Origin of the sequence: Bradyrhizobium cenepequi (assembly GCF_020329485.1) — a bacterium.
In the GTDB taxonomy this organism is placed as follows: domain Bacteria; phylum Pseudomonadota; class Alphaproteobacteria; order Rhizobiales; family Xanthobacteraceae; genus Bradyrhizobium; species Bradyrhizobium cenepequi.
The window spans coordinates 61,213-84,957 of record NZ_JAGKJI010000014.1 but is presented as its reverse complement, the minus strand read 5'-3'; the positions used below and the strand labels follow the sequence as shown (position 1 = coordinate 84,957).

Genomic DNA, 23,745 nt, shown 5'->3' with positions numbered 1-23,745 from the left:
GTTGGAATTTTCCTATGTGGAACAAGGGGTAGCTGCGACGCAACAAGGAGGACATTGGACAATTTGTCCAATGTTGCAGTGCGCAATAGCGTCTCAAACAACGGTTTTGAGGCCGCGGGCGGCAAGACCGCCTGGCGGCCGCCTCGATCAAGAACGGTATAGGCGCGATGGCGATGACACAGGCCCCTGCAATGGCTCACGGCCACCCGGTGACGAAAGGTCACGAACCGGCGCACCCCGGGGAGATCGCCATCGGCGTCATCATCGGCCGCACGTCCGAATTCTTCGATTTCTTCGTCTATGCGATCGCGTCGGTGATCGTGTTTCCGCGCCTGGTGTTTCCATTCACGGACGCGTTGACAGGGACACTTTATTCTTTCGCCATCTTCGCGCTTGCCTTCGTGGCGCGCCCGCTCGGGACCGTCATCTTCATGACGGTCGACCGCCACTACGGCAAGAGCGCGAAGCTGATCATCGCGCTGTTCCTCTTGGGGACTGCGACGGTCGCGCTCGCGTTCCTGCCCGGCTATGAGACGATCGGCGTGGCCGCGATCTGGCTGCTGGCGCTGGCGCGCGCCACGCAAGGCTTGGCATGGGGCGGCGCCTGGGACGGCCTTGCCTCGCTGCTCGCGCTCAATGCGCCGCGGCATCACCGCGGCTGGTATGCGATGGTGCCGCAGCTCGGCGCGCCGCTCGGACTGATCGTGGCAAGCGCCTTGTTCGCGTTCTTTGCCGGCAACCTGTCCGCGGAAGATTTCTTCGACTGGGGCTGGCGCTACCCGTTCTTCGTTGCGTTCGCGATCAATGTGGTAGCGCTGTTCGCGCGGCTGCGCATGGTGGCGACCCCGGAATATGACTCGCTGTTCGAGAGCCGCGAGCTGCAGCCGGCGCGCATCGTCGACACGGTTCGTGATGAGAGGCGCAACATCCTGCTCGGCGCCTTCGCGCCGCTGGCGAGCTTTGCGCTGTTCCACATGGTCACGGTGTTTCCGCTCTCCTGGATCTTCCTGTTCACGCGCGAAAGCCCGGTGCGGTTTCTCGTCATCGAGATGATCGGCGCCGCGTTCGGTGTCGTCGCGATCGTGGCGTCGGGATTGATCGCCGATCGCGTCGGACGAAAATCACTGCTGATCGGTTCGGCGGTCGCGATTGCGGTCTATAGCGGCTTCGCCCCGCAACTGCTCGATGCCGGGGCCGTCGGTGAAACCATCTACATGGTGCTGGGCTTCATTCTGCTGGGCCTGTCGTTCGGCCAGTCTTCGGGAGCCATCGCCTCCAGCTTCGCGCCGATCTACCGCTACACCGCCTCCGCGCTAACTTCGGACCTCGCCTGGCTGTTCGGCGCGGGGTTTGCGCCGCTGGCCGCGCTGCTGCTCGCGACCCATTTCGGCCTGATCTCCGCCGGCGCCTATCTGTTGTCCGGCGCGGTGTGGACGCTCCTGGCCCTTTGGCTGAGCGGGCCGCGCGAAGCCGCGGGCTGATCGCGGCGACAGCAGAAAAGCGCCGGGGTTCCGCAGTCTCCTCTTGCAAACGAGCCAAAGCTGGGCCATCTATCGCCTATCGAGTTTCGGCCGAACGAATTGGCCTCGCCGCAATTAGCGCGCCTGACTGACGACCCTCCCTCCTTACCTCGACAACAGCGGACTGTGCTTGCGCGCGGTTCAAATACACGCATACCCAAAAGGACGACCTCCCATGGCTACGGGAACTGTAAAGTGGTTCAACAACCAAAAAGGCTTCGGCTTCATTCAGCCGGACCAAGGCAACCAGGATGTCTTCGTTCATATCAGCGCTGTCGAACGCGCTGGCCTGAGCACCCTCAACGAAGGTCAGAAGGTTTCCTTTGAAGTCGTCGCCGACCGCCGGACCGGCAAGTCTGCCGCGGAAAATCTGCGCGCCCTGTAAGGCATCGCAAAACTCGCCATCTGCTTTGACCACGGATGTACTGGCAAAGTTCTGGTTCAAGACCCCGCGGTGTGGTTCGCCCGCCGCGGGGTTTTTCGCGTGCAGTATTCTTGAACTCCGCGCTCCGCGAAATCCCGGACGCGCCGAATGACCCCCATATCCAGAAACATGTCGCCCAATAATGCTGCCGATGATGAGCACGATGACATCATCTATCCGTCGGCACTGCCGTTCCTCGCCGTCCATCTCGGCTGCCTTGCGGCAATTTGGACAGGCATAACGTGGCAGGCCGGCGCAATTTGCGCATCACTGTATTGCCTGCGGATGTTCGCGATCGGGGCAGGATATCATCGATATTTCTCGCATCGCGCCTATTCCACCAGCCGGGCCTTTCAATTCATTCTGGCGTTTCTCGCACAAAGCAGCGCCCAGAAGAGCGTACTATGGTGGGCGGCCAAACATCGGCACCACCATCTACATTCGGACACCGAACGAGACGTCCATTCACCACGCCACAAGGGCTTCCTGTATAGCCATCTCGGCTGGATTTTCGCCCGGCAGCACGGCACGACCGATCTGGTGAAAGTCGCCGATCTCGCCTCTTATCCCGAGCTGATGTGGCTGCATAAGCTTGAAATCCTGCCCGCCGCCGCCATTGCGGTTCTCTGCTTTGTGCTTGCGGGGTGGCCCGGGCTGGTCGTCGGATTCCTCTGGAGCACGGTGCTGCTCTATCACGCGACCTTCTGCATCAACTCCCTCGCCCATGTCCACGGCCGCAAGCACTACGTGACAGGAGATGATTCCCGCAACAACTGGCTGCTGGCGCTCGTTACGATGGGGGAGGGCTGGCACAATAATCATCACGCCTACCAAAGCAGCGTTCGGCAGGGTTTTCGCTGGTGGGAGATTGACGTGACCTATTACGTCTTGAAGGGATTATCCTTTCTCGGGATCGTCTGGAATCTGAAGGCACCGCCCGAACAGGTGCTGCGGAACGAGCAGCTGCTCGGCTCGCGCGTGATTAATCGAGCAGCCCGCCAGCTCGCCGGCCGGTTCGATTCCCAACGAGTTGCACGAACCATCTCGTCGGCGCTGTGCCACACCGACTTGACGGCCCTGCAACCCTCCGCGCTGCGTGAGATGCTCGATCGGTGGCATGATGGGACCCATGATGTGCTGGCGGGCCTGCATCTGCCGAAGATACCGACCCGTGAGGAGTTCCTGGCCGAGGCAAAAGCTATCTTTGCGAGGACTCGTTCGCTGAATGAAATCGTCGACCACGCCTACGAGCATTTTCTCGCGTCGGTTCGCTCGCAGCTGGTCGCCGCGGCCTAGAGCGTTTTCGGTTCTGATTGAATCAGAACCGAAGCTCTAGCTTCTTGTTTTGACGCGTTTTCTTCACGCGAACCGGTACCCACTTCGCTCGAAAACGCTCTAACCGCCGGCGGTGATTGCCGGGTCTGCGGCTCCAGGCCGGTTGATAACCGGGCAATAAGATGGCGCGCTCGGGCCGTCACTCCACCACTATCTTCACGCGGTCGCGGGGTTTGACCTGGGCGTGGGCATCGAGCCCGTTGAGGACGCGGAAGCGCTCGGCGGGGTGATCGACCCCGCCCATGCGGTGCGAGAGCGATTCCACGGTGTCGCCGGGCTGCACCGTGATGACCTTGATGCGCAGCGGGCGTGCGGCCTGGATTTCCTCGAGCGTCAGGCGGCGGAACGAATTGACGGTCTCGCGCGCATTGCGCTCGCTCTCGGTCGTCTTCTGCTTGGCCGCGAAGATGAAGCGATAGACGTCGCTGCCGAAACGCAGCGCGTAGACCTTGAACTGCCACTGGTCGCCCCGCGCGGTGGCGGAGGCCGCCGGGAAGCCGTTCACGGTGAGGTCTTCGGTCGAAGCCTTGTCGACGCCTTCCATCCAGCCGGAGTTGAGGTATTCGCCGAGCGACTGCTCCGCCGGCACCCGCACCACGTCGAACCGCATCGCCTGCGTGCCGCCTTCGCGCACGCCGATCACTGCCTGCGCGGTGTTGTCGAGCGTGAAGTTCTCGGGCGCCTGGAAGGTGAAGCCGAGCTTGGGGTGCAGGAAGCGGCGGCCGCGGACGAAACCTTCGCTCGGGTCTTCACCATAGACGATGTTGTCGATTGCGGCGAGATAGGTTTCGCGGTCGCGCTCGGAGCCTTCGGGCGCCGTATACTGCCGCGCTGCGGACTGCGCGTTGGCGATGCGCTCGGGCGTTGCCGGATGCGAGGACAGGAAATCCTGCGCGCGCGGATCGAACGAGGTCTTGCCGACCTTCAGCGCAGCATTGCGCTCCATCGCGGTGAGGAAGCGCGATGCGCCATAGGGGTCGAAATGCGCGCGGGCGGCGATGCCGACGCCGATGCCGTCGGCCTCGAATTCCTGCTGGCGCGAGAAGCTCGCCATCGTGAGCTTGGTCTTGGCCAGGGCGAGCGCAGTGAGTTCGGGATCATTACCCATGTCGGTGACAACGCGCGTCACCACCGCCGCCTGCCGCGCCTGGTCTTCGCGGATGGAGGCGTGCTTTGCCAGCACATGCGCCATCTCGTGGCTCAGCACGGAAGATAGTTCCGAGGTATCGCTGGCGAGTGCGACCAGGCCGCGCGTGACATAGAGCTGGCCGGTGGGCAGCGCGAACGCGTTCACCGCGCCGGAATTGAGGATGGTCACCTTGTAGCCCTGGTCGGGACGGTCGGACACGGCGACAAGCCGATCGACTGTCTTGCTGATCAGGGCTTCCAGCTTCGGGTCGTCATAGGCGCCGCCATAGGTGGCCAGGATCCGCTCATGTTCGCGCTCGCTCGCCGGCGTCTGCGCAACCGTGGGCTTCGGCTTTGCCGGTTGGGGTGCTGCGACCGGAGCCGCGGCCTCAAACCGTCCGATGCTGAGATTGCCGCAGGCGGACAGCAGGGTCGCCGCGCACAGCAGCGCCGGCGCAGCCGAAAGGCCACGGCCCGTCCTGTCCCGCCGTCGTACACCCTCAATCACGCCAGCTACTCTCAAGCTGCCGGAAGATATCATGGTCCGACCGGCCGGATCATGATCTCATCCCTGTTTGCGCACGATCTCTTGGAAGAACGGGCTTCCGCGTCCCCGATCATGCTCTCATCTGCTTGTTTGAGCACGATCTTTTCGGAGAATCGTTTCCCCTTTTCATGTCCTAGTTCCCGCCGAGCACTTCCAACTGCCCGACCCGGAGCAGTTCAATTCGTGGCCCGTTGCGCGCTTCGACCCAGCCGCGGACGCGAATCCGTCGATTCTCGAGGGACTTAGGCGCGAGCCCAGCCCCCTCGAGCGCAGGGATCATGCGTTTTGAAATAGTCACAGCAAAGTCCCGTGTCCAGTTCCGGCCAAAGTTGAGGTAGGTGGTTGCCCCCGCCTGACGGACGGATAAGACCTTTCCCTCGACCACCGCAAAGTGCCCGATCCCCGCCAAAATATCGCCCGGACTTTCCGCGTTTTTTATGGCCGAGGCGTCGGCCCATGTTCCTCGTTTGGCCTGCCTTGCCTCGGCCTCGGCGGCGAGCAGCAGCGTGGCGCAATCCCGGTTCGACACCTCGGGCGATACCATCGCCTGCCCCTGCCTCAACAGTTCGCTTTGCACGGGAGTGTCAGAACCCGAGACAAAGGCGAAAGCTACCTGGCGGCCATAGCGGTCCGGCGTGTCCTCCTCGCCCTGCAGCGAGACGTCGCGTCCCATGACCAGCGCAGCCAGCGCCGCCGCCCCTCTCTGCCGGTCGGCAATCTCGATGCCGGCGAGGCGGATCTCGCGTCCGTCCTCGAGACGAAAGCTGCGTGCGTCGGTTACAGATGCGACCCGCCCCTCGCCTTGGGGCTCGAAAGCGCATCCCGCCGCTCGGGCGGACTCGGTGGCCACCGCGAGCATGAGGCAGAATGGCAACATTTGTGCACAAAATTTCGCGTGATGCGCTGTCACTTTGTAGGCCCGTGTCATGACGTCGCTGCCAGCCGACTGAATTAGGACATGATTTTCCGTAACGAGGTGGGGCCGCGGCCGATGTGCGGGACCTGTCATCCCCGGGGGCATTTTGACTTGAGGCTGATTGCGAGCGTAAGTAGCACCCTGTCGGCGGGGGCCAGCAATGAAGCCGGAGCGCTGGGTTTCGCGCAAGCCAGTCTTGCCGCGCGTCCCGGCACAACAGGAAAGATAAGTGCTGCATGAACTCGTATTTTCGGCGGCAGTTGACCGATTACGTCGAATATCATCGTGATCCCTGGAATTGCGCGATGCATGTGTTCGGCATCGTGTTCCTGTTCCTGGCGGCCATTCTCCCGCTCAGCCTTTTGTCCTTCAGCCTGTTCGGAGTTGAGGTCAACGCGGCTGTCATCGCCGTGCTGCCAGTGCTGTTCTATTGGTTTCTGCTCGATCTCGCGCTCGGCGCCGGAATCTTCTGCGGGGCGGTCGCCCTGCTCTCGGCGGCCTCCTGGATCGTCAGCCACGTGACCACCACCGGCATGTGGTCGCTTACGGCGGTCCTCATTGTCGTGGGGGTCGCATGCCAGACCATCGGACACCAGGTGTTCGAACGCAGGAAACCCTCGATGGCCGATCACCCCACTCATCTGCTGCTCGGACCGATGTTCGTGATGGCGAAACTGTTCATCGCACTGGGCTTTCGGCGCGATCTCGCGATCATTATCCAGCCTCCGCAAGATTCCCTGTCATATTCCCAGTAGCTCCAGCCCGTACTGCATCTCACCGCATGACACGAATCCTGGTTACGGGCGGTAACGGTTTCATTGGCAAGCACCTCGTTTCGGCGCTGGTCGCGAAAGGCCGCGATGTGCGCGTGCTCGATCTGCAGCCGCCATCCCGGGCGTTGCCGAAGGTTGAATATATCAAAGGTTCGGTGCTCGATCGGAGCCTCGTGGACAGCGCCATCGACGGTGTCGATGAAGTGTATCACCTTGCCGGTCTGCCCGGGATGTGGCTGCGACGGAAAGCCGATTTTCACGACGTCAACTGCGGCGGCACCGAGGTCGTGATCGGGACCGCGCGCAAGCGCGGCGTGAAGCGGCTCCTGCACTGTTCGACGGAATCCATTCTGTTCCGTGCTTCGCGATCGGACGAGCGCCTGACTGACGACGCGCTATTGCCCGACGACATGCCGGGGCCCTACACGCGCTCCAAAATGCTCGCCGAACGCTATGCGATGCAGGAGGCGGCATCTGGATATCCGGTTGTCATCGGCTGCCCCACGATGCCGATCGGAACCCACGACCACAATTTCACGCCGCCGACGGAAATGCTCCGGCTTTTCCTGAACCAGCGCGTGCAGCTCTATCTGGATTTCGTCGTGAACTTGGTTGACGTGCGCGACGTCGCGGCAGGGCTGATCCTTGCCATGGAACGCGGGCGGTTCGGCCATCGCTACATTCTCGGCGGCGAAAGCATCGCGCTGAAAGAGGTGCTTCGGATCGTGGGAGACGTCAGGGGCCGGCGCACGCCGCGGCTTGCGATGAATGGCCGCCTTGCCGAGGTGACCGCCGGTATCCTGGAGTTCGTTGCCGATTATGTCACCCGCCGCCCGCCGTCTGGTACGGCCGAAGGCGTGCGGATCGCGCGGCGGGCAGAGGCGCTGTCGATCGAAAAGGCGCAGCGTGAACTCGGCTACGCACCCGGGCCCGTCGAGCCCGTGCTTCGCGAGACCATTGCGCATCTGCTCGGCTCCGGTCAAAATCAGCCGGAATGGGAACCGGTGTCGAGCCCGGGGGCCCAGTCGTTCAATACCACGCGCCGGTTTGGCGTCTGATCCAACCCGCCTGATACGGTCGCAATATGCAGCAAGATTCTGGTCAATGGTTCGCGTTTGTCTGGAGCGGGTGGACCGCCACCTGGCCCACGCAATTGCTCGCCATCATCTGGATTCTATGGGTCATCAGCTGGGTGGCGGCGTCGCTCTGGTCCGGCCAGACCAAGAAGCACGTCATGACCACGGACTCGCTGAAGTACCGCATCCCCATTCTCCTGGGCGCGATCCTGTTCCTGCCATGGACCGGAAGGGCCTTGGGGGAAACGCCGTTATGGCAGTTTGGCAGCTTCGGCATCTATGTGATGGCGATCCTGACGCTCGCTGGAATCTCCTTCACATGGTGGGCGCGAATCCATCTCGGACGCTTCTGGTCGAATGCGATCACGCACAAGGAAGGCCACCACGTCATCGACACCGGGCCGTATGGCCTCGTGCGCCATCCGATCTATACCGGCCTGATCGCGGGAATGCTGGCCACAGGCATTGCGGTCGGGACGGTAACGGCGATCCTCGGCGCGGTGCTGATCTCGCTCGGCATGGCGCAGAAGGCCCGCATGGAGGAGGTGTTCCTCAGCGCCGAACTCGGCGCGGAGGAATATGGATCCTATCGCCGGCGCGTTCCGATGCTGATCCCGTTCCTGCCCGCCGGTTAGTCTCTGCGCAGATATTCGGTCACGGCGTTTTCGGAGGCGATCGCTGACCCGAAGTCCCTCCGCGCGAAGAGCGGGAAGCGGGAGGCGTCGATCGTTTCGGTGCTTCCGCCGCGGTTGCCGTCGTTGCGGGCGGCTGTGCGACCGGCATGAGGTGACGCGGAATGACAATGCGCTGGCCGGCGGTCAGTGGCGCGTTATCGGAGAGCTGATTGGCCTGGGTGAGCGACCACAGCGGCACGTGGTTCGCCGTCGCGAGACCCTGCAAGGTGTCGCCTGCGCGCGCCGATTGCGGAATGCCGCTGTCCCACAGTTCGAGCGGCGCATCCGATGGAACGACATAGCGCAGCGGTGCGGTCTCGCCCTTGATCTCCATCGGTGTCGTCCCGAGTTGCACGATCGCGTTCACCAACTGGTCGTGGATGGTGTCCATCTTGTCGATATTGATGTGGGTGACTTCCTTGTGGTCCTTCAGGTCGAAGCTTGCATAGTGCCCCTGATAGCCCGGCTCGGCGACGACATCGCCGCCGCCCAGCACGCTATCGGAGAGGAAGATATTGATGAAGCGCTCGACATTGAGCGGCACGTTCCCGGTTGCGTGCGCCGGATCGATGGTGACGATCAGGCTGACCGGGATGTTTTCATCACGCAGCACTTCCGCGAATATCACCGAGCAAAGCCCGCCCATCGAGTGCCCGATCAGGACGATCGGAAGCGGATCCTCCTTGTATTCGCGGATGGCCCTGGCGGCGATGACCCGGCAGATGGTGAACTCGTTAACGTCGGCCTGCACGCCGACCTCCTGGAGGCGGCTGGTCAATCGATCCATCCCGCGCGAAAAAATCGGGCCCATGGCGCCGCGGAAAAGATAGGCGCGCACCCGTGGCGTCGGCGCGGGCTCCTCCGGGGCGGGCGGCGGCGGTGCCGCCACTGCAGCAGGGGTATTGTTCTGTTTTGCGGCCGGAGCGGCGAGTGTGGAATTGCAACTGGCTGACCAGACGCAGGCGACAAGCATCGCCCCGAACACAATGGCCATAACCGGTTTCGGATTGATCATGCGCTCTCCGCCTGTGATTTCGGCGCGCAGATACGCCGGCCCTCAATCGCCGGCAGGCCACTTGCCCGCGTTCAGGATGAACTATCGCTCAGGAATTGGCGGAATTGCGGCGCAACCTGCGCGCCGCAACAAGTAGACACGCGGCTAGTCCAGGCGAGATGATTGTCATCCCGCTCTTGAGCATGATCTCGCTGCAAACGTTTCGCGTTTGTCGCGAGGGAAAAGCCGGTCTCCACTTTTCCGGATCATATTCTAATTGCGGGCCGCCGCCGCGCCAGCCGAGCGAGATCTGGCGGGGCTTGCCTCGCCCGGCGGCCGCCGCACCGTAGCCGGCGCCGGCCGGCCGAAGACCACGGCGTCAATCTCGGCGATCACCTTCTGCTGCATGATCTGGCTCTTATCGATCGTCAGGTGCCCGACGCCCGGCACGCTCTGCACATTGACGTTCTCCAGCTTGCCCTGCAATCCCCTGGCCCTGTCGACCGGCGTGCCGGCGCCGTTGGCGACATAGAAATTGATATATCGTCCGACACGTCCGGAAAGGCTGGTGTGGAACACCGAATCGAGCCCGATGGCGAGCTTCACGGGAACGCCGAGCTGGTCCAGCCTAGCGACCATATCGGGCAGGGAGGTCGCGCCCGAGGAGTGCCCGACCAGAATGACGGTCTTGATCTTGCCGCTCCGGTATTCGGCCGCGGCCTCGTCGGCGAGTGACGACCAGAAAACATAGTTGGTGATGGTCACCCGCATGCCCTGCGCTTGGAGTTTCGCGGCAATCTCATCCAGTCCCAGCGAGAAGATGTTCAGGACCCCTCGCAGCAGATAGACGTGGGCGGTGGACCCCCGAGCGGCTGCCGACTCTGTCGCAGCCTGCGCCGGGCTTGCGGCGATCGGCAGCACTAGCAACAGCGCGGTCGCGATGGCTCGCAGCCGCGGAAACAAATGCCGGCCGACCTGTCCGGTGTGGCCGCGATATGCGTTCATGGCTCCTCCTCGAAGGCTACCGAATGTTGTTGATGACCGTACCCCCAGCCCGCTCGCAACCGCAACAAAAGCGGTACGCGCAGCGTGGCTTTACTGTGCGGCGTGTCTCGCGAGCAACACGGATTGCCGGATTCATCAATATTTATCGTGAGCTATGGGAACGGGCGGGAACTTGGCGAGAAGATGGCGGCCACAGGGAGGCGATCGAAATCGGCGCCCGGGCAGGGGCTTTTGATCATGGCCTGCTCGGGGGCGCCTGAGGACCCGATTGCGAGCCGCTGCCGAGCGGGCGGTGGCTCACCGTAGAAGCGTGGTTTGGTCTTCGCGCGATTCGCAGTCTCTACAAACTTCGATGGACATCGAAGTTTATCCCGCGGCCGACAACACCGAAGATCATTCCGCTTAACGGAAATCCGCCAACGAATTCATGTGTTGCCGCGGCTTGCTGCCATCAATCCCATGCTGCATGATCGCGCCGCAAAATGGTAGACCGCAGTCAATGTGGCTGATGAATCGGGAGGGCTTCATGAAACGAATTCTGGCGGGCGCATTCGCCTGCATACTGGCGGTCTCAAGTACCGCGGCGCTGGCGCAGGGCAAACCGCTGCCGCTCAAGATTGGCGGCATCCTCGATATGTCGAGCCTCTATGCCGACATCACCGGTTCCGGCAGCGAAACCGCCGCCAAGATGGCGGTGGAGGATTTCGGCGGCGAGGTGCTCGGCCGCAAGGTCGAGGTCGTGGTCGGCGACCATCTCAACAAGGCGGACCTTGCCGCCAACATCGCGCGCGACATGATCGACAATCAGGGCGTCGAGATGATCTTCGACGTCGCGGCTTCCGCCACTGCGCTCGCCGCAAGCGAGATCGCCAAGGCGCGGGGCAAGATCATCATGTTCAACGGCCCCGGTTCGATTCGCCTCACCAACGAAGCCTGCGGGCCCTATACGGTGCATTACGTGTTCGACACCTTCGCGCAGGCCAATGTGACGGGGCTGGCAGCGGTGAAGTCCGGCCTCGACACTTGGTTCTTTCTGACCGCCGACTACGCCTTCGGGCAGGATCTCGAGAAGGACACGTCCAATGTCGTGGCCAAGACCGGCGGCAAGGTGCTGGGCAGTGTGCGTCACCCGATCAATACCTCGGACTTCTCGTCCTTCCTGTTGCAGGCGCAGGCCTCGAAGGCCAAGGTGATCGGGCTTGCCAATGCCGGCGGCGACACCATCAACGCGATCAAGCAGGCGGCCGAATTCGGCCTGACCAAGAGTGGCCAGAAACTCTCGCCGCTGCTCGCCTTCGTCACCGACATCGACAGCGTCGGGCTCGACACCGCGCAGGGGTTGCTGCTCGCCGAAGCCTTCTACTGGGACCTGAACGACGACACCCGCGCATTCACCACGCGCTTCATGGAGCGCACCAAGCGCGTGCCGACTTCCGCGCAGGCCGGCGTCTACTCCTCCGTGACGCATTACCTGAAAGCGGTGAAGGCCGCGGGCACCACCGACGCCGCGGCTGTCATGAAGGTGATGAAGGAGACCCCGATCAACGACATGTTCGCCAAGAACGGCAGGATCCGCGAGGACGGCCGCATGGTGCACGACATGTACCTGTTCGAGGTCAAGAAGCCGTCCGAGTCGAAGGGACGCTGGGATGACTACAAACTGCTCGCAACCGTTCCGGGCAACGAGGCGTTCCAGCCGCTGGAGAACTCGCGCTGCCCGCTGGTTAAGAAGTGACGCAAAGATAACAACCAAGAAAGCCAAGCCCATGACTGAAAACAGCATCGTCCTGCAAAGCCTCGACAACGGCCTGCTCACCATCACCATGAACCGGCCGGAGCGGCGCAATGCGCTGAACCCGGACATGACGCGCGGCCTGGTCGAGGCGGCGCGGCGGGCGGCCGAGGATCACGAGGTGCGCGCGGTGCTGATCAAGGGCGCCGGCGGCACCTTCTGCGTCGGCGGCGACGTGAAGTCGATGGCGGAGGGCCGGGCACCGCTGTCGTTCGAGGCCAAGCTTGCCAATCTTCGTCGCGGCATGGAGGTCTCGCGGGTCCTGCATCAGATGGCAAAGCCCGTGGTGGCGCAGCTCGACGGTGCGGCGGCCGGCGCCGGGCTGTCGATCGCGCTCTCCTGCGACCTGCGGGTGGCCAGCGCCTCCTGCAAGATCACCACCGCCTTCGCCAAGGTCGGCTTCTCCGGCGATTACGGCGGGACCTATTTCCTCACCCAGCTCCTCGGCAGCGCGAAGGCGCGCGAGCTTTATCTGACGTCGCCGGTCCTCACCGCACAGGAGGCGCATGCGCTCGGTGTCGTGACCAAGGTGGTGCCGGATGCGGACATCGAGGCCGCCACGCGCGAGCTTGCGATGTCGCTGGCGCAGGGGCCGTCGATCGCGCTCGGCTTCATCAAGCGCAACATCAATAATGCCGAGCACCTGTCGCTCGAGGATTGCTTCGATGGCGAGGCCATCCATCACACCCGCTGCAGCGAGACCGCCGACCACAAGGAAGCGGCCAAGGCGTTCGTCGAGAAGCGCAAGCCCGTCTTCAAGGGCGCGTAGGGATGGCCGGCTATCTCAGGCTGCGCCAGATCTGCCTGGTGGCACCACAGCTCGAGCCCGTGATTTCTGACATCGCCGACATCATGGGCCTGAGCGTCTGCTATCGCGACGACAATGTCGCGAAATATGGCCTGGAGAACGCGCTGCTGCCGGTCGATACCATCCTTCTTGAAGTGGTGGCGCCGTTCAAGCCGGGCACGGCCGCGGGCCGCTTCATCGAGAAGACCGGCGGCCGCGGCGGCTACATGGCGATCTTCTGCTGTGACGATCCCGACGCGCGCGGCGCGCATGCCAATGGGTTAGGCGTGCGCACCGCAAACGTGATCACACATGCGCCCTACCACGGCGTGCAGCTTCACCCGCGCGACTGCCGCGCCGCGTTCATCGAGTTCAACCACACCGATGGCAGCGACGATGTTCTGGGTGCTTATCCGCCGGCCGGACCCGAATGGCAGAAGCATATCCGAAAAGATGTGACGCAAGCGCTGACGGAAGTCGAGATGCAGAGCCCGGAGCCGCAAGCGCTCGCGGCGCATTGGGGCCGGATTCTTGAGGTGCCGGTCAGCGGCGCGGAGCTGCGACTGCCGAATTGCACCTTCCGCTTCGTCAACGGCGAAAGCGAGATCATGAGCGCGCTGACGTTCAGGGTCGACGATGTCGCCAAGGTCCGCGATGCCGCCAGCAAGAAGGGGCTGGATGTCGCAGGCGGCGAATTTGCGCTCGGTGGTGTTGTCTTTCGACTGATGCAATGATGGGTAGGGTGGGCAAAGCGAAGCGTGCCCACCGCCACGAGTCGAATGCTTGATGGTGGGCACGCTGCGCTTTGCCCACCCTGCGCATCGGCGCAAGCAGCGCGTTAACGTCCCTTGAAGTTCGCGACGCGGCGCTCGGCGGTGGCTTTGACGCCTTCCTTGAAATCTTCCGTAGCGCGCAGCTTGGTCTGCTCGACCAGTTCATGGTTGGTGGCGGCGAGCACGCGATCGGCGAGGTCGCCGCGCATGGTGGCGCGGGTGGAGACGAGGCCGAGCGGGGAGCATTCGGCGATCTCCTGCGCGAGCTTCAGCGCCTCGGACCGGACCTGGTCCTGTGGGACCAGCACGTTGGCGAGCCCCCAGCGATAGGCTTCCTCGCCGGTGACGCGGCGGCTGGTGTAGAACATCAATTCCGCGTTGTTCTTGCCGATCAGCTCGGGCAGCGTGAACGTCAGTCCGAAGCCGGGATGGAAGCCGAGCTTGGTGAAGTTCGCGGAGAAGCGCGCTTCGGGGCAGGTGACGCGGAAGTCCGCGGAGACGGCAAGTCCGAGTCCACCGCCGATGGCGGCACCATGGACGGCGGCGACGATCGGCTTCTTGTTGCGGAAGATGCGCACCGCCTGCACATAGAGATGGTTGATCGGCAGATTGACGGCCGGATCGGAGGCCGCGCGCTCTTCCTGCTCCTGTCGCGCCGGATCGCTGAAATTGGCGCCGGCGCAGAATGCCTTGCCTTGCGCGGCGAGCACGCTCGAGCGGATCTCGATGTCGCGATCGAACTCCTCCAGCGCGTCCGCGATCTGGTTGATCAGCGCGACGTCGAAGAAATTCAACGGTGGTTTGCGGATCTCGATCAGGCCGACGTGGCCCTGCTTCTCGACGCCGATATCGGTGTATTTGCTCATCTTTGGTCTCCAATATAACTCAATATCTCAGTGCGGCAGCTCACCTCTCCCATAGGGAGAGGTCGGCGCGGAGCGCCGGGTGAGGGGTTCAGGTCTCTCGAGAGAGCGCAACCCCTCACCCGATTTGCTGGCGCAAATCGACCTCTCCCCATGGGAGAGGTAGACGGTGCGCTTGGCTCGATCGTGCGACCCACAAGCAAGCTAGCGCAGACCAAGCCCGCGGGCGATGATGCCGCGGAGCACTTCAGTGGTGCCGCCCTGGATCGTCAGTTTCGGCGCCGTCCGAAGCGCGAACTCGAGCTGCTTCTCCAGCGTCTCGCGGTTTGAGGCGGTCTCCTCGACGAAGGCGGCGAGGTCGCGGACGCGATGCGGCAGTTGCTGCTCCCACACCGTGCCGATGTCCTTGACGATAGACGCTTCTACCACCGGCTCCTTGCCGGCCTGCAGCATGCCTGCGACCGAGACCGACATGCGACGCATGGTGTGAAGCTGCGCCACCAGGCGGCCGATGCCTTCGGCGCTGCGGGTGTCCGGCTTGTCGCCGACGGCGCGCACGAGCTCGGTCAGCACGTAATAGGTCTCGAGGAAGCGCTCGGGGCCGCTGCGCTCATAGGCGAGCTCGCTCGTCGCCTGCTTCCAGGCGCCGTCGATTTCGCCCAGCACGTGATCGTCGGGCACGAAATAGTCGGTGAAGACGACTTCGTTGAATTCGGACTGCCCGGTGATCTGGCCGATCGGGTTCACCTCAATGCCCGGCTGCTTCATCTTGACCAGGAACTGGGTCAGGCCATGGCGGCGATTTTCCTTGGTCGGCAGCGAGGTACGGAAGATCGCGATCATGTAGTCGGCGATGTGCGCCGATGACGTCCAGATCTTGCTGCCGTTGATGAGATAGCCGCCATCGGTCTTGGTCGCGCGCGTCTTCGCCGCAAACAAATCCGAGCCTGAGTTCGGCTCGCTCATGCCGATCGCAAAGCATAGCTCGCCGCGGCAGATGCGCGGCAGGATGTCCATCTTGATATGCTCGGGCGCATATTTCAGCAGCACCGGCCCGCTCTGGCGGTCGGCGACGAAGAAGCGCCGCGTCGGCGCATTGGCGACCCGCATCTCCTCGGTCACCACATAGCGCTCCAGGAACGAGCGCTCCTGGCCGCCATATTTCTTCGGCCAGGTCATGCCGAGCCAGCCCTTGGCGCCGACGCGGCGCGAGAATTCCGGTGCGTCGGTGTCTTCGCGGTTGGGCTTGTTGGGATCAAAGGTGCCGGCGGCGATCTCTTCGGCGAGGAAGGCGCGCACTTCCTTGCGCAATTGCTCGCATTCAGCCGGCAGGCGGATCGGATCGAAACGAAGGGCTGCGGTCATGGCTCTTTCCCTGATGTCAGCGCGAGGCCACCAGCGGCCACAATTCGTCGGCGCCTCTGGCGGCGACGCGCTTGCCTAGTTCGACCGCCCAATGGCTTTCGGAGCCGAAATCGTCGCGCCAGGCCAGCGCACGCAGCGAATAGCGGTGCAGGATGTGCTCGATGGTGAAGCCGATTGCGCCATGCACCTGGTGCGCGATGGCGCCGCCTTTCTCGGCCGCTTCCGCACAGCGGATCTTGGCGGACGCTGCTTCGAGGTACACCGCATCGTCGAAGGAGGTCGCATTCGCGATCGCGTCGGCGGCGGAGGTTGCGGCCGCGAGCGCGGCGGCGGATTCGCCAGCAAGGCGCGCGAGATTGTGCTGCACTGCCTGGAATTTCGAGATCTTCTTCTCGAAGGCGACGCGCTCGTTGGAATAGCGCACGGAGATGTCGAGCATCGATTCCAGCGCGCCCGCGATCTGCAGGCTGCGGACCACGCCGCCCATCAGCATCAGCGTGGACTGGTCGAAGCCTTTCGGCGCCGGCTTGATCGCGATTGGCTCGACCTTGTCCAGCGTCAGCGTATCCGAGTTGTCGTAGCCGACATTTATGCCGGCCTCGATCCGGCCCTTGGCGGCATCGACCAACGCGATCGAGATGCCGTCATTGCCATGCGCCAGCACCGCGAAATGTCTTGCCGATTTAGCAAACGGCACGCCGCGCGCACGGCCGGACAGGCTGCCATCGACGTTGAGCGTGATGCGATCTTTCGGGCTCGCGGGCACCACCGTCATCTCGCCGTCGGGGGAGGCGATCTTCGCTTGCGCGAGCAGCCAGCCCGCCAGCATGGTCTCGGCGAGCGGAACGGCGATCGCAAACCGGCCGGCGGCGTTGAGCACGGCAAAGCCATCGGCGAGACTCGCGCCGGAGCCGCCGAGATCGTCCGGCACCCAGGCGAGCGGCAGGCCGGCCTCGCTCAGCGCCTGCCACAGCGGCGCTTTCCAGCTTCCCGTTTTGTCACTGTTGATGGTCTGCGCGTCGGCGAGATCGGCAAAGATCTTCTCTGCGGTCTCGACGACGATATTCTCACTCTCCGCCACGGCGTTCCTCAAGCTATGGAATTTGGCACGTCTCGGACGCGCCAAACTGTCGCGCCAAGTGCATTGTGTTCTTGCGCTTTATGATGCGGAAAAGCCATAGCCATGACAAGCGCTGTCCGCAGGGCCGCTTGCGGCAGCGGCATGGGCCTGCCGCTGGTCCACCAAGGGAAATTGAATTTCCGCGCAACGGAGTTTTGGCTTGTCGCGGTTGCCGCACGATATGGTATGCCAACCCAGAATATTTGAGCGCAAAGCAAGAGGGAGTGCTGATGTCGAAGGATGGTTTGTATGCGATCGTAACGGGCTCGGCGTCCGGCCTCGGGGCCGCGACCGCGCAGATCCTGGCCAAGGGCGGCGGGCGCGTCGTCGTCAACTATTCCAACAGCAAGAAGGAAGCCGAAGAGACCGCCGATCTCTGCCGCAGCGCCGGCGCCGAGGTCGTGGTGGTGCAGGGCGACGTCTCGCGCGACGAAGACTGCCGCAGGATCGCTGCCGCCGCGGCGTCCTGGGGCAGGCTGGACGCGCTGATCAACAATGCCGGCACCACCAAGCATGTGGCGCACGACAATCTTGACGGGCTCTCGGCGGAAGACTTCCAGCGCATCTATGCGGTGAACACGATCGGGCCGTTCCAGATGGTGCGCGCAAGCCGCTCGCTGCTTGAAGCCGCCGCGAAAGCGTCGGGTCGCGCCTCGGCGGTGGTGAATGTCTCGTCGGTCGCGGGCATCTCCGGCGTCGGCTCCTCGGTTGCCTATGCCGCAAGCAAGGGCGCGCTCAACACCATGACACTGTCGCTGTCTCGCGCGCTCGCGCCGCTCATTCGCGTCAACACGGTCTGTCCGGGCTATATCGATACGCCCTGGTTCACCAAGGGCCGCGGGGAAGCCGGCGCCAAGCAGGTGCGCGATGCTGTCGTGGCGAGGGTGCCGCTGAAGGTCGCGTCAACGGCGGAGGACATCGCGCAGCTCGTCTGCTTCCTGGCGACGCCGGCCTCGAGCAACATGACCGGCGAGTGCGTGCGTATGGATGCGGGGATGCATCTGATTTCGTAAACCGCCGAGCCGAGGATGATGAAGCCTCTTGCGCTGTCATTGCGAGAGAAGCGTAGGGTGGGCAAAGCGAAGCGTGCCCACCACCACGAACGAAATGCTCAACGGTGGGCACGCTGCGCTTTGCCCACCCTACCGCAATGACGAAGTCGACGACCGCCGCTATCGCCCGCCGGGATCGGAGATGATCCCACGGGCCACCAGCCGGTTCCAGATGAACAGCACCACCAGCGCGCCGATCGTGGCGGTGATGAAGCCGGCGCCCTGCTCGGGACCGTAGTGGCCGATGGCCTGGCCCACCCAGGTCGCGAGGAAAGCCCCGGCGATCCCGAGCACCGTGGTCAGGATGAACCCGCTCGGGTTGTTCGGGCCCGGCGAAAGAATCCGCGCGATAATGCCGGCGACGAAGCCGACGACGACGATCCACAAGATGCCGCTCATGGCTGGCGTCCTTTCCTGAAACGTCAGATCCGCCTCGACACTTCGTCGTCGTTCGGCAATCGGCCATCTGGCGTCAGGTGGTTGATCGCGTCGGGCAAATACTGGCTCAAGCCGCGGAGCAAGTCATTGCGCGACAAGCCGCTTTGTGCGGAGATCTGGTCGATCTGGTCGGCACCCAGCGCATTGGCGAGATCGCCCGGCGCCACCTGCTTGTTCGGGCCGTTGCTGACCCAGGAATCGGCGTGGTCGCCAAGGCCCTTGTCCTGGAATTGCTTGAGGAGATCGCCGAGCCCGCCGCTGAGGACAGTGCCGGCAGCGCCGCCCGCGAGCAGTCCGCCGAGGCCGCCCTTGAGCAGATCGCTCAGTCCACCTCCGGCGGCCCCACCGGGCAGGCCTGCGGTGACGACATTGCCGGGCGGGGGAGCAGGTGTCGGAGCCGGCGCCTGCCGTGAGGCTTCGCCGGGCTGGTTGGAGAAATGCTTGACCGCCTTCCAGGCCAGCAGTGCCAGGATGGCCATGGTCATTGGCGACATGCCGCCCTTGTCGGATTCGGATTCAGAGCTCGGCGTGCTGGGCCCGCGCGGGCCATTCTGCATGCCGTTGAGTACGTCGAGTAAACCCATCGTTTTCTCCCGCGTATCTGCCCCGCGCCGAAAACATAACGGCCGCCCATGACGGTTACAAGGCACGGCCGCAAGCTGCGCTCCCGTTCGGTAGGCACAAAACGCCAACTCTGCTATCGATTATGGTCGCGAGGTTGAACGGCGGATGAATGCTTTGGATCGACCTATCGGGATTGCCGGCGCCGGCAGCATCGGTTGTTTTGTCGGCGGCATGCTGGCTGCTGCGGGCCGCAAGGTAGCACTGCTGGCGCGGTCGCGCGTGGTCGATGAAATCAGGAGTAACGGGCTCCGGTTGACCGGCTTTGACGGGGCGGAGCAAAGGCTCACCGCGAGCGAGATCGCGCTGTCGGACGATCCCTCGATTTTTAACGACGCCGACGCGGTGCTGGTCACGGTCAAGAGCGCGGATACCGCTGACATGGCCGACATCATCGCCAGGCACGCGCCTCAAGATGCAGTCATCGTCAGCCTGCAAAACGGCGTCGGCAATGTCGACCTGTTGCGCCAGCGCTTGCCTGGGCGAAAGGTGCTGGGCGGCATGGTGCCGTTCAACGTGGTCGCGTTCGGCGAGGGCAGGTTCCACCGTTCGACCTCCGGCGCGATCGTCGTCGAACGTGACGCGGCGGGCACCGCGCAACGATTGTCCGTGCCGGGCCTTGCGATGCGCGCCACCGACAACATCGACAGCGTGCAGTGGGGCAAGCTGATCGTCAATCTCAACAACGCGCTGAATGCTTTGTCCGACATCCCATTGCGCCGGCAGCTCGCGCAGCGAAGCTGGCGCAAGCTGTTTGCCGACCAGATGGCGGAGGGACTCGCTGCGATCAAGGCGGAAGGTATCAAGCCGGTGTCGCCGACACCGATCCCGGCCAGCCTGATGCCGCCGCTGCTGCGGCTGCCTGATGCGATCTTCGAGGGACTGCTCGGGCGCACCATGAAGATCGATCCGGAGGCGCGCTCCTCGATGTGGGAAGATCTCAAGCGCCGGCGCCGCACCGAGATCGATTATCTGCAGGGCGTCATCACAGGCATCGCCGAACGGCGTGGGCTGAAGGCACCGCTGTCACGACGCATCGTCGAACTGGTCAAGCAGGCCGAAGCGGCGGGCAAGGGTTCGCCCGGGCTGACGCCGGAGCAAATCCGCGGCTGAGGTCTTGAAAAGGCGCCGATCCCGCGCGAATTTCAGCACGGACATGATAGGGAAGATCGATGAGACGGATCTCCGCGGTGTTGTGGTTGGTTGCAGCCCTGGCTCTCGGCTCAGTCGCGTCCTCCCATGCAGCGCCGCCGACAGTCGTGCCCTCGCCGGGCTATGACGCGCGATTGCAGGAGAGCCGCGCGGCACGGTCGGTGCCGGCCTTTGAGCCATTTACGCCTGCTCCCAAGCCGATCGCGCCGCGCCGCGCCAAGCGCAGCCGTCATTCGCGCTAGAGCATGATCCGGAAAAGTGTGAAGCGGTTTTCCCTCGCGACAAACGCGAAGCGTTTGCGCGGAGATCATGCTCAAACAATAACCTAAAGCGCGATGATGATTCATCCTCATCTCATCGCGCTTTAGAGCATTCAGCTCCGCTGCTTTGGCTTGGTGGACGGCGCCGGCGGCTGTGGCGCGAAAATCTTCTTGAACTCGTTCCAGCTCGCGGAGAGCCGCGGCCAGTCGCAGGAGAACGAGTCCTTGGCGCATTTGGCGGCTCTGATGCGTTCGGCCTGCTTGACCGGGCTTGCCACCGGCACCGGCACCCGCGCCGTCTCGGTCCGCAATGTCGCCTTGATGCCCGGCTGCGCGGGCGGCTGCATTGGCGGTTGTTGTTGCACTAACGCTTCCTGCTGCTGCTTCAAGGCGAGCGCCGCGGTTATGCTTTCGCGGCGCTGCTTTTCCAGATAGCGGGCATATTCCTGGTCGATCCTCTTCTGCTCTTCGGGCGTGGGGTTGGGGCCGGCGATGTCGAATGAGCGATCCTGCAGGAAGTCATAATAAGTGTAGCCGCCACCCGGCTTGCGGCGCCCGGCGAATTTCGCGTTGCACTCGGCAAGCTGGGACGTCTTGTCTTCCTTCGTCTTCGCCTTCTCGGCGATGTCGGCGCACTCCTCGAAATCCCGCGGCGTGCTGCGCCACCACTGCGCATCGACGCGCGCGGGCGCAAGCACGGCTGCTGCGCCGGCGACGGCAACACTGAACATCAACAAACGCGAGGCGGTCACAGCGGCAATCCCAGCCAGAATCGAACCAGCGAGAGAGTTGGGCGGATTGTCGTCATTTTAATGGCGCTTGTCACGACGGAACCGCGCGTCCACAAGTGATCAGCGGGCCGTCACGATCGGCCGGTCCGTCTCGCCTCGACTAAAATTTTCAAGAAATCTCAAGGTGAAGGGACATGATCTGCTGCGACTGCATGGCGGAGCCGCCTAACCGCGTCGGTCGAATCGAGCAAGTTCCCTCAGTCGGCGCGGGTGGGCCGACCTCCCCCGCAAGCGAGGGAGGTCGTGAGTTCCATGACTATTCCATGACGCTTGCGAAACGCATCCACTTTGCAATCGAATCAATCGGCGTGTTGTCACCCATCCGCAGCGGACTCTGGTCCGGATGGAACCCACGCGACAGCGCGGAATCGGGATCCGCGAGGAGAACGCCGATGAAAGTCGAGGCGACCAGGAAGCTGCCGACTTCGCCCAACCGGTTGCCGCCACCGCTTTCCGCCTCGGCCAGGACGTAGAACCACAGCGGCGTCCGCTCGTGCAGCTTGGCCTGCGAGTTCTTGAGGAAATCGCGCAGCGTCGGCTTGGCATTGAAGATGGCGGATACGTCGGCAATCGGAGCCGATTGAACCGCGCCGGTCTGCCTGAGGTGACTGTGGAGAGCCTGACCGGTGGGAAGCCTCAGATTGTACCCGCGGCGGAGATTGCGGCGCGCGAGACTTTTGAACAGCGCCTTCAGCTGCGGGTCGGTCTCGTCATTGCCTTCCTTGACCATCTCGTTCAGAGGCGGAGCCAGCGCGGTGTCGATCTTCCGGGCAACGCGCGGCGGTGCTGACGCATCGACAAAGCGTGCCCAGTCGATCACCCAGATCTTCGGCAGGCGCTTGCTGGAGTCGATCGCGCCGCCGCCGCCGGTGAACTCGAATAGCTGGTCGAGGGTCGCTCTTGGAGCTATTCCCGCTTCCGGCCCAAAGTTCTTGTTGAAGTCGTAGGCGCCTCGCACCATCGAATGACCGAAGCGGTAAGCGGCCACGGAGAATTCAAGCGGCAGCGCGTTGCCGAGCCTGGTGTTTTGCCGCCGCGAATCGAAGTCGGCCCTGAACTTGAAGAAATGGGACGCCCGATCCTGGATGACGCGGTTCACCACGGCCGGATCGCAAACGCCCTTCAGGTAGCCTTCGACGGCCAGCCATTGGTAGTGCAGCCGCGTCAAGGTCTGGGCCGATGCAAAATCCGGAATCCATCCGGTGTCGTGGCTTTCGAGGAAGTCGATGGCCCGGTTGTGAAATCGCAGGAAGCTCAGATGAAATTGCGCGACGACGAGGTTTTCGTCATTGCGCATGTCTCCGATCAGCGCACGCTGCGGCAGCGTGTCCGAGAATTTGGCAAATTCCGACGGCGACAACGACGCTTGGGCAACGCGCAAGGCTGCATTGCGGACTGCGGGTTGAACCTGCACGTATCGGGGCAGGTCGCGATGCTGGTCCAATCCATCGGGGAGTGGGGCCGGATCGACCGACGTTCCAACACGCATCTTGTTGCGAAGCGTCGGATGACGCAGGCCCGATATGACGGTTGCGACGTCGGCAGTGATGTCGGGACCTACCGGCGAGCCGCCATAGACGCTGTCGAGATCGAACCGCGGCGTGCGCGCATTTCTCAGCGTGCTTTCGACGGTCGAAGACGGCACCGGTGGATGCGCGTTCTCGATCTTGCTGATCGCCGTCTCGCGATCGGTGCGTGCGGTCAGCTCATGGTCGAGGAACTGGCCCCAATAGGTCAGCACCGGCGGCATGGTAGAGTCGGCGCCACCAGGTCCGCCCGCTTCGACCATGAGATTGCCGAGCCCGTCGAGCTCGTCCACCGTCGTCTGCGATTCCGGCAAGTAATTTTCCGGCGCGTCGAGCGGCGGAACGAAGTAGCCGAAGTCCGCCTGCTCGTCGACTGCGATGTCGGGCACCGCGGGCGGTGCGATGCGCGGAGAAACCCGCGACGTGAGGGGGCTCGGACCTTTGGCTTTTTCGCGGCCGCTGTGGGACTGGAACAGGATCGTCATCGCAAATCCTCCAAGTGATCCACCCGGGGCGCGATCTTTGCTTCGGTTGCTTTATTGTCAACGGACAATCTGAGGTCATTATGCCTCAGCGCAGTGTGGTCCAGTTCATAGACATTCGCCGGAAATTGTTTTCGATCGTTCGCGCAGCCGATGATGAGGAAAGCAGCGTTGCCATGAACGGGGTGCCTCACGGCAGTTTAACGTGCTGTTCACATCTGGTGTGCCCGTGTTCGCGGAGCAGCCCTAGACCGCGCGCGAACAACGGGCCGCCGGAGCCCCGTCTCGAGCGGGCGGGTCATCCGCGAGAGGCGCCGACTATCGCGGAGTC

General features: G+C 63.4%; 23 protein-coding genes. 12 read left to right on the top strand and 11 right to left on the bottom strand.

Features of this window, described 5'->3' with window-relative positions:
* Positions 1 to 173 precede the first annotated feature (173 nt).
* The 3 genes from J6497_RS17215 to J6497_RS17205 all read left to right on the top strand — a co-directional run bounded on the left by J6497_RS17215 (position 174) and on the right by J6497_RS17205 (position 3,240).
* Positions 174 to 1,481 carry an MFS transporter gene (locus tag J6497_RS17215; RefSeq protein ID WP_225705459.1) on the top strand — a complete coding sequence of 436 codons (1,308 nt, stop codon included), beginning with the start codon at positions 174 to 176 and terminating at the stop codon, positions 1,479 to 1,481.
* Positions 1,482 to 1,695: 214 nt separating this feature from the next.
* Positions 1,696 to 1,905, top strand: a complete 210-nt coding sequence (locus J6497_RS17210; RefSeq protein ID WP_225705458.1) for a cold-shock protein — start codon at positions 1,696 to 1,698, stop codon at positions 1,903 to 1,905.
* Positions 1,906 to 2,073: 168 nt separating this feature from the next.
* Positions 2,074 to 3,240 carry an acyl-CoA desaturase gene (locus J6497_RS17205; RefSeq protein ID WP_225705529.1) on the top strand — a complete coding sequence of 389 codons (1,167 nt, stop codon included), beginning with the start codon at positions 2,074 to 2,076 and terminating at the stop codon, positions 3,238 to 3,240.
* Positions 3,241 to 3,418: 178 nt separating this feature from the next.
* Here the strand turns inward: J6497_RS17205 and J6497_RS17200 are convergent, their stop codons facing one another.
* Positions 3,419 to 4,915, bottom strand: coding sequence for a M48 family metalloprotease (locus tag J6497_RS17200; RefSeq protein ID WP_446479926.1), 1,497 nt, complete (start codon positions 4,913 to 4,915; stop codon positions 3,419 to 3,421).
* 172 nt (positions 4,916 to 5,087) lie between these two features.
* Positions 5,088 to 5,831 carry a thermonuclease family protein gene (locus J6497_RS17195; RefSeq protein WP_376708225.1) on the bottom strand — a complete coding sequence of 248 codons (744 nt, stop codon included), beginning with the start codon at positions 5,829 to 5,831 and terminating at the stop codon, positions 5,088 to 5,090.
* 275 nt (positions 5,832 to 6,106) lie between these two features.
* Between J6497_RS17195 and J6497_RS17190 the strand changes: the two genes are divergently transcribed.
* The 3 genes from J6497_RS17190 to J6497_RS17180 are packed head-to-tail and all read left to right on the top strand — an operon-like array spanning position 6,107 to position 8,354.
* The gene (locus tag J6497_RS17190; protein WP_225705456.1) at positions 6,107 to 6,625 is read left to right on the top strand and encodes an Mpo1 family 2-hydroxy fatty acid dioxygenase; all 519 of its coding nucleotides are present in this window, start codon (positions 6,107 to 6,109) and stop codon (positions 6,623 to 6,625) included.
* Between the two features lie 26 nt (positions 6,626 to 6,651).
* The gene (locus J6497_RS17185) at positions 6,652 to 7,701 is read left to right on the top strand and encodes an NAD-dependent epimerase/dehydratase family protein (RefSeq protein ID WP_225705455.1); all 1,050 of its coding nucleotides are present in this window, start codon (positions 6,652 to 6,654) and stop codon (positions 7,699 to 7,701) included.
* A gap of 26 nt (positions 7,702 to 7,727) precedes the next feature.
* Positions 7,728 to 8,354 (top strand): methyltransferase family protein, encoded by a 627-nt coding sequence (locus tag J6497_RS17180; RefSeq protein WP_225705454.1) that lies wholly within the window; start codon positions 7,728 to 7,730, stop codon positions 8,352 to 8,354.
* Between the two features lie 19 nt (positions 8,355 to 8,373).
* Here the strand turns inward: J6497_RS17180 and J6497_RS17175 are convergent, their stop codons facing one another.
* Together J6497_RS17175 and J6497_RS17170 are read right to left on the bottom strand one after the other, a co-directional pair.
* On the bottom strand, positions 8,374 to 9,408 hold the full coding sequence (locus J6497_RS17175; RefSeq protein ID WP_225705453.1) for a LysM peptidoglycan-binding domain-containing protein: 1,035 nt from the start codon (positions 9,406 to 9,408) through the stop codon (positions 8,374 to 8,376).
* A 252-nt stretch (positions 9,409 to 9,660) separates the two neighbouring features.
* Positions 9,661 to 10,392 carry a hypothetical protein gene (locus J6497_RS17170; protein WP_225705452.1) on the bottom strand — a complete coding sequence of 244 codons (732 nt, stop codon included), beginning with the start codon at positions 10,390 to 10,392 and terminating at the stop codon, positions 9,661 to 9,663.
* A gap of 526 nt (positions 10,393 to 10,918) precedes the next feature.
* Between J6497_RS17170 and J6497_RS17165 the strand changes: the two genes are divergently transcribed.
* From J6497_RS17165 to J6497_RS17155, 3 genes are read left to right on the top strand one after another with little or no spacing between them, the layout of a single operon-like run.
* The gene (locus J6497_RS17165; RefSeq protein WP_225705451.1) at positions 10,919 to 12,127 is read left to right on the top strand and encodes an ABC transporter substrate-binding protein; all 1,209 of its coding nucleotides are present in this window, start codon (positions 10,919 to 10,921) and stop codon (positions 12,125 to 12,127) included.
* A 31-nt stretch (positions 12,128 to 12,158) separates the two neighbouring features.
* Positions 12,159 to 12,953, top strand: a complete 795-nt coding sequence (locus J6497_RS17160; protein WP_225705450.1) for an enoyl-CoA hydratase — start codon at positions 12,159 to 12,161, stop codon at positions 12,951 to 12,953.
* Between the two features lie 2 nt (positions 12,954 to 12,955).
* Positions 12,956 to 13,705, top strand: coding sequence for a VOC family protein (locus J6497_RS17155; protein ID WP_225705449.1), 750 nt, complete (start codon positions 12,956 to 12,958; stop codon positions 13,703 to 13,705).
* 104 nt (positions 13,706 to 13,809) lie between these two features.
* Here the strand turns inward: J6497_RS17155 and J6497_RS17150 are convergent, their stop codons facing one another.
* The 3 genes from J6497_RS17150 to J6497_RS17140 all read right to left on the bottom strand — a co-directional run bounded on the left by J6497_RS17150 (position 13,810) and on the right by J6497_RS17140 (position 17,053).
* Positions 13,810 to 14,610: an enoyl-CoA hydratase/isomerase family protein gene (locus J6497_RS17150; protein WP_225705448.1), complete on the bottom strand. Its 801-nt coding sequence runs from the start codon at positions 14,608 to 14,610 to the stop codon at positions 13,810 to 13,812.
* Positions 14,611 to 14,811: 201 nt separating this feature from the next.
* On the bottom strand, positions 14,812 to 15,972 hold the full coding sequence (locus J6497_RS17145) for an acyl-CoA dehydrogenase family protein (protein ID WP_225705447.1): 1,161 nt from the start codon (positions 15,970 to 15,972) through the stop codon (positions 14,812 to 14,814).
* A 16-nt stretch (positions 15,973 to 15,988) separates the two neighbouring features.
* The gene (locus J6497_RS17140; RefSeq protein ID WP_225705446.1) at positions 15,989 to 17,053 is read right to left on the bottom strand and encodes an acyl-CoA dehydrogenase family protein; all 1,065 of its coding nucleotides are present in this window, start codon (positions 17,051 to 17,053) and stop codon (positions 15,989 to 15,991) included.
* A gap of 269 nt (positions 17,054 to 17,322) precedes the next feature.
* On the opposite strand from J6497_RS17140, the gene J6497_RS17135 reads away from it, so the two are divergent.
* Positions 17,323 to 18,105 (top strand): SDR family NAD(P)-dependent oxidoreductase, encoded by a 783-nt coding sequence (locus J6497_RS17135; RefSeq protein ID WP_225705445.1) that lies wholly within the window; start codon positions 17,323 to 17,325, stop codon positions 18,103 to 18,105.
* A gap of 159 nt (positions 18,106 to 18,264) precedes the next feature.
* Here the strand turns inward: J6497_RS17135 and J6497_RS17130 are convergent, their stop codons facing one another.
* Both J6497_RS17130 and J6497_RS17125 read right to left on the bottom strand, forming a co-directional pair.
* The gene (locus J6497_RS17130; RefSeq protein WP_225705444.1) at positions 18,265 to 18,543 is read right to left on the bottom strand and encodes a GlsB/YeaQ/YmgE family stress response membrane protein; all 279 of its coding nucleotides are present in this window, start codon (positions 18,541 to 18,543) and stop codon (positions 18,265 to 18,267) included.
* 23 nt (positions 18,544 to 18,566) lie between these two features.
* Positions 18,567 to 19,166: a YidB family protein gene (locus J6497_RS17125; protein ID WP_225705443.1), complete on the bottom strand. Its 600-nt coding sequence runs from the start codon at positions 19,164 to 19,166 to the stop codon at positions 18,567 to 18,569.
* Positions 19,167 to 19,320: 154 nt separating this feature from the next.
* Here J6497_RS17125 and J6497_RS17120 point away from each other — a divergent pair, with 154 nt between their 5' ends.
* Together J6497_RS17120 and J6497_RS17115 are read left to right on the top strand one after the other, a co-directional pair.
* The gene (locus tag J6497_RS17120) at positions 19,321 to 20,316 is read left to right on the top strand and encodes a 2-dehydropantoate 2-reductase (RefSeq protein WP_376708223.1); all 996 of its coding nucleotides are present in this window, start codon (positions 19,321 to 19,323) and stop codon (positions 20,314 to 20,316) included.
* 59 nt (positions 20,317 to 20,375) lie between these two features.
* On the top strand, positions 20,376 to 20,597 hold the full coding sequence (locus J6497_RS17115) for a hypothetical protein (RefSeq protein WP_225705441.1): 222 nt from the start codon (positions 20,376 to 20,378) through the stop codon (positions 20,595 to 20,597).
* A gap of 131 nt (positions 20,598 to 20,728) precedes the next feature.
* Here the strand turns inward: J6497_RS17115 and J6497_RS17110 are convergent, their stop codons facing one another.
* Positions 20,729 to 21,376, bottom strand: a complete 648-nt coding sequence (locus tag J6497_RS17110; RefSeq protein ID WP_376708224.1) for a hypothetical protein — start codon at positions 21,374 to 21,376, stop codon at positions 20,729 to 20,731.
* 286 nt (positions 21,377 to 21,662) lie between these two features.
* Positions 21,663 to 23,417: a peroxidase family protein gene (locus J6497_RS17105; protein WP_225705440.1), complete on the bottom strand. Its 1,755-nt coding sequence runs from the start codon at positions 23,415 to 23,417 to the stop codon at positions 21,663 to 21,665.
* Between the last annotated feature and the right edge of the window lie 328 nt (positions 23,418 to 23,745).

Coding starts and splice junctions, on each gene's coding strand:
- J6497_RS17215 (WP_225705459.1), top strand. CDS start 174: ATGACACAGGCCCCTGCAATGGCTCACGGCCACCCGGTGACGAAAGGT.
- J6497_RS17210 (WP_225705458.1), top strand. CDS start 1,696: ATGGCTACGGGAACTGTAAAGTGGTTCAACAACCAAAAAGGCTTCGGC.
- J6497_RS17205 (WP_225705529.1), top strand. CDS start 2,074: ATGTCGCCCAATAATGCTGCCGATGATGAGCACGATGACATCATCTAT.
- J6497_RS17195 (WP_376708225.1), bottom strand. CDS start 5,831: ATGTTGCCATTCTGCCTCATGCTCGCGGTGGCCACCGAGTCCGCCCGA.
- J6497_RS17190 (WP_225705456.1), top strand. CDS start 6,107: ATGAACTCGTATTTTCGGCGGCAGTTGACCGATTACGTCGAATATCAT.
- J6497_RS17185 (WP_225705455.1), top strand. CDS start 6,652: ATGACACGAATCCTGGTTACGGGCGGTAACGGTTTCATTGGCAAGCAC.
- J6497_RS17180 (WP_225705454.1), top strand. CDS start 7,728: ATGCAGCAAGATTCTGGTCAATGGTTCGCGTTTGTCTGGAGCGGGTGG.
- J6497_RS17175 (WP_225705453.1), bottom strand. CDS start 9,408: ATGATCAATCCGAAACCGGTTATGGCCATTGTGTTCGGGGCGATGCTT.
- J6497_RS17170 (WP_225705452.1), bottom strand. CDS start 10,392: ATGAACGCATATCGCGGCCACACCGGACAGGTCGGCCGGCATTTGTTT.
- J6497_RS17165 (WP_225705451.1), top strand. CDS start 10,919: ATGAAACGAATTCTGGCGGGCGCATTCGCCTGCATACTGGCGGTCTCA.
- J6497_RS17160 (WP_225705450.1), top strand. CDS start 12,159: ATGACTGAAAACAGCATCGTCCTGCAAAGCCTCGACAACGGCCTGCTC.
- J6497_RS17155 (WP_225705449.1), top strand. CDS start 12,956: ATGGCCGGCTATCTCAGGCTGCGCCAGATCTGCCTGGTGGCACCACAG.
- J6497_RS17150 (WP_225705448.1), bottom strand. CDS start 14,610: ATGAGCAAATACACCGATATCGGCGTCGAGAAGCAGGGCCACGTCGGC.
- J6497_RS17145 (WP_225705447.1), bottom strand. CDS start 15,972: ATGACCGCAGCCCTTCGTTTCGATCCGATCCGCCTGCCGGCTGAATGC.
- J6497_RS17135 (WP_225705445.1), top strand. CDS start 17,323: ATGTCGAAGGATGGTTTGTATGCGATCGTAACGGGCTCGGCGTCCGGC.
- J6497_RS17130 (WP_225705444.1), bottom strand. CDS start 18,543: ATGAGCGGCATCTTGTGGATCGTCGTCGTCGGCTTCGTCGCCGGCATT.
- J6497_RS17125 (WP_225705443.1), bottom strand. CDS start 19,166: ATGGGTTTACTCGACGTACTCAACGGCATGCAGAATGGCCCGCGCGGG.
- J6497_RS17115 (WP_225705441.1), top strand. CDS start 20,376: ATGAGACGGATCTCCGCGGTGTTGTGGTTGGTTGCAGCCCTGGCTCTC.
- J6497_RS17105 (WP_225705440.1), bottom strand. CDS start 23,417: ATGACGATCCTGTTCCAGTCCCACAGCGGCCGCGAAAAAGCCAAAGGT.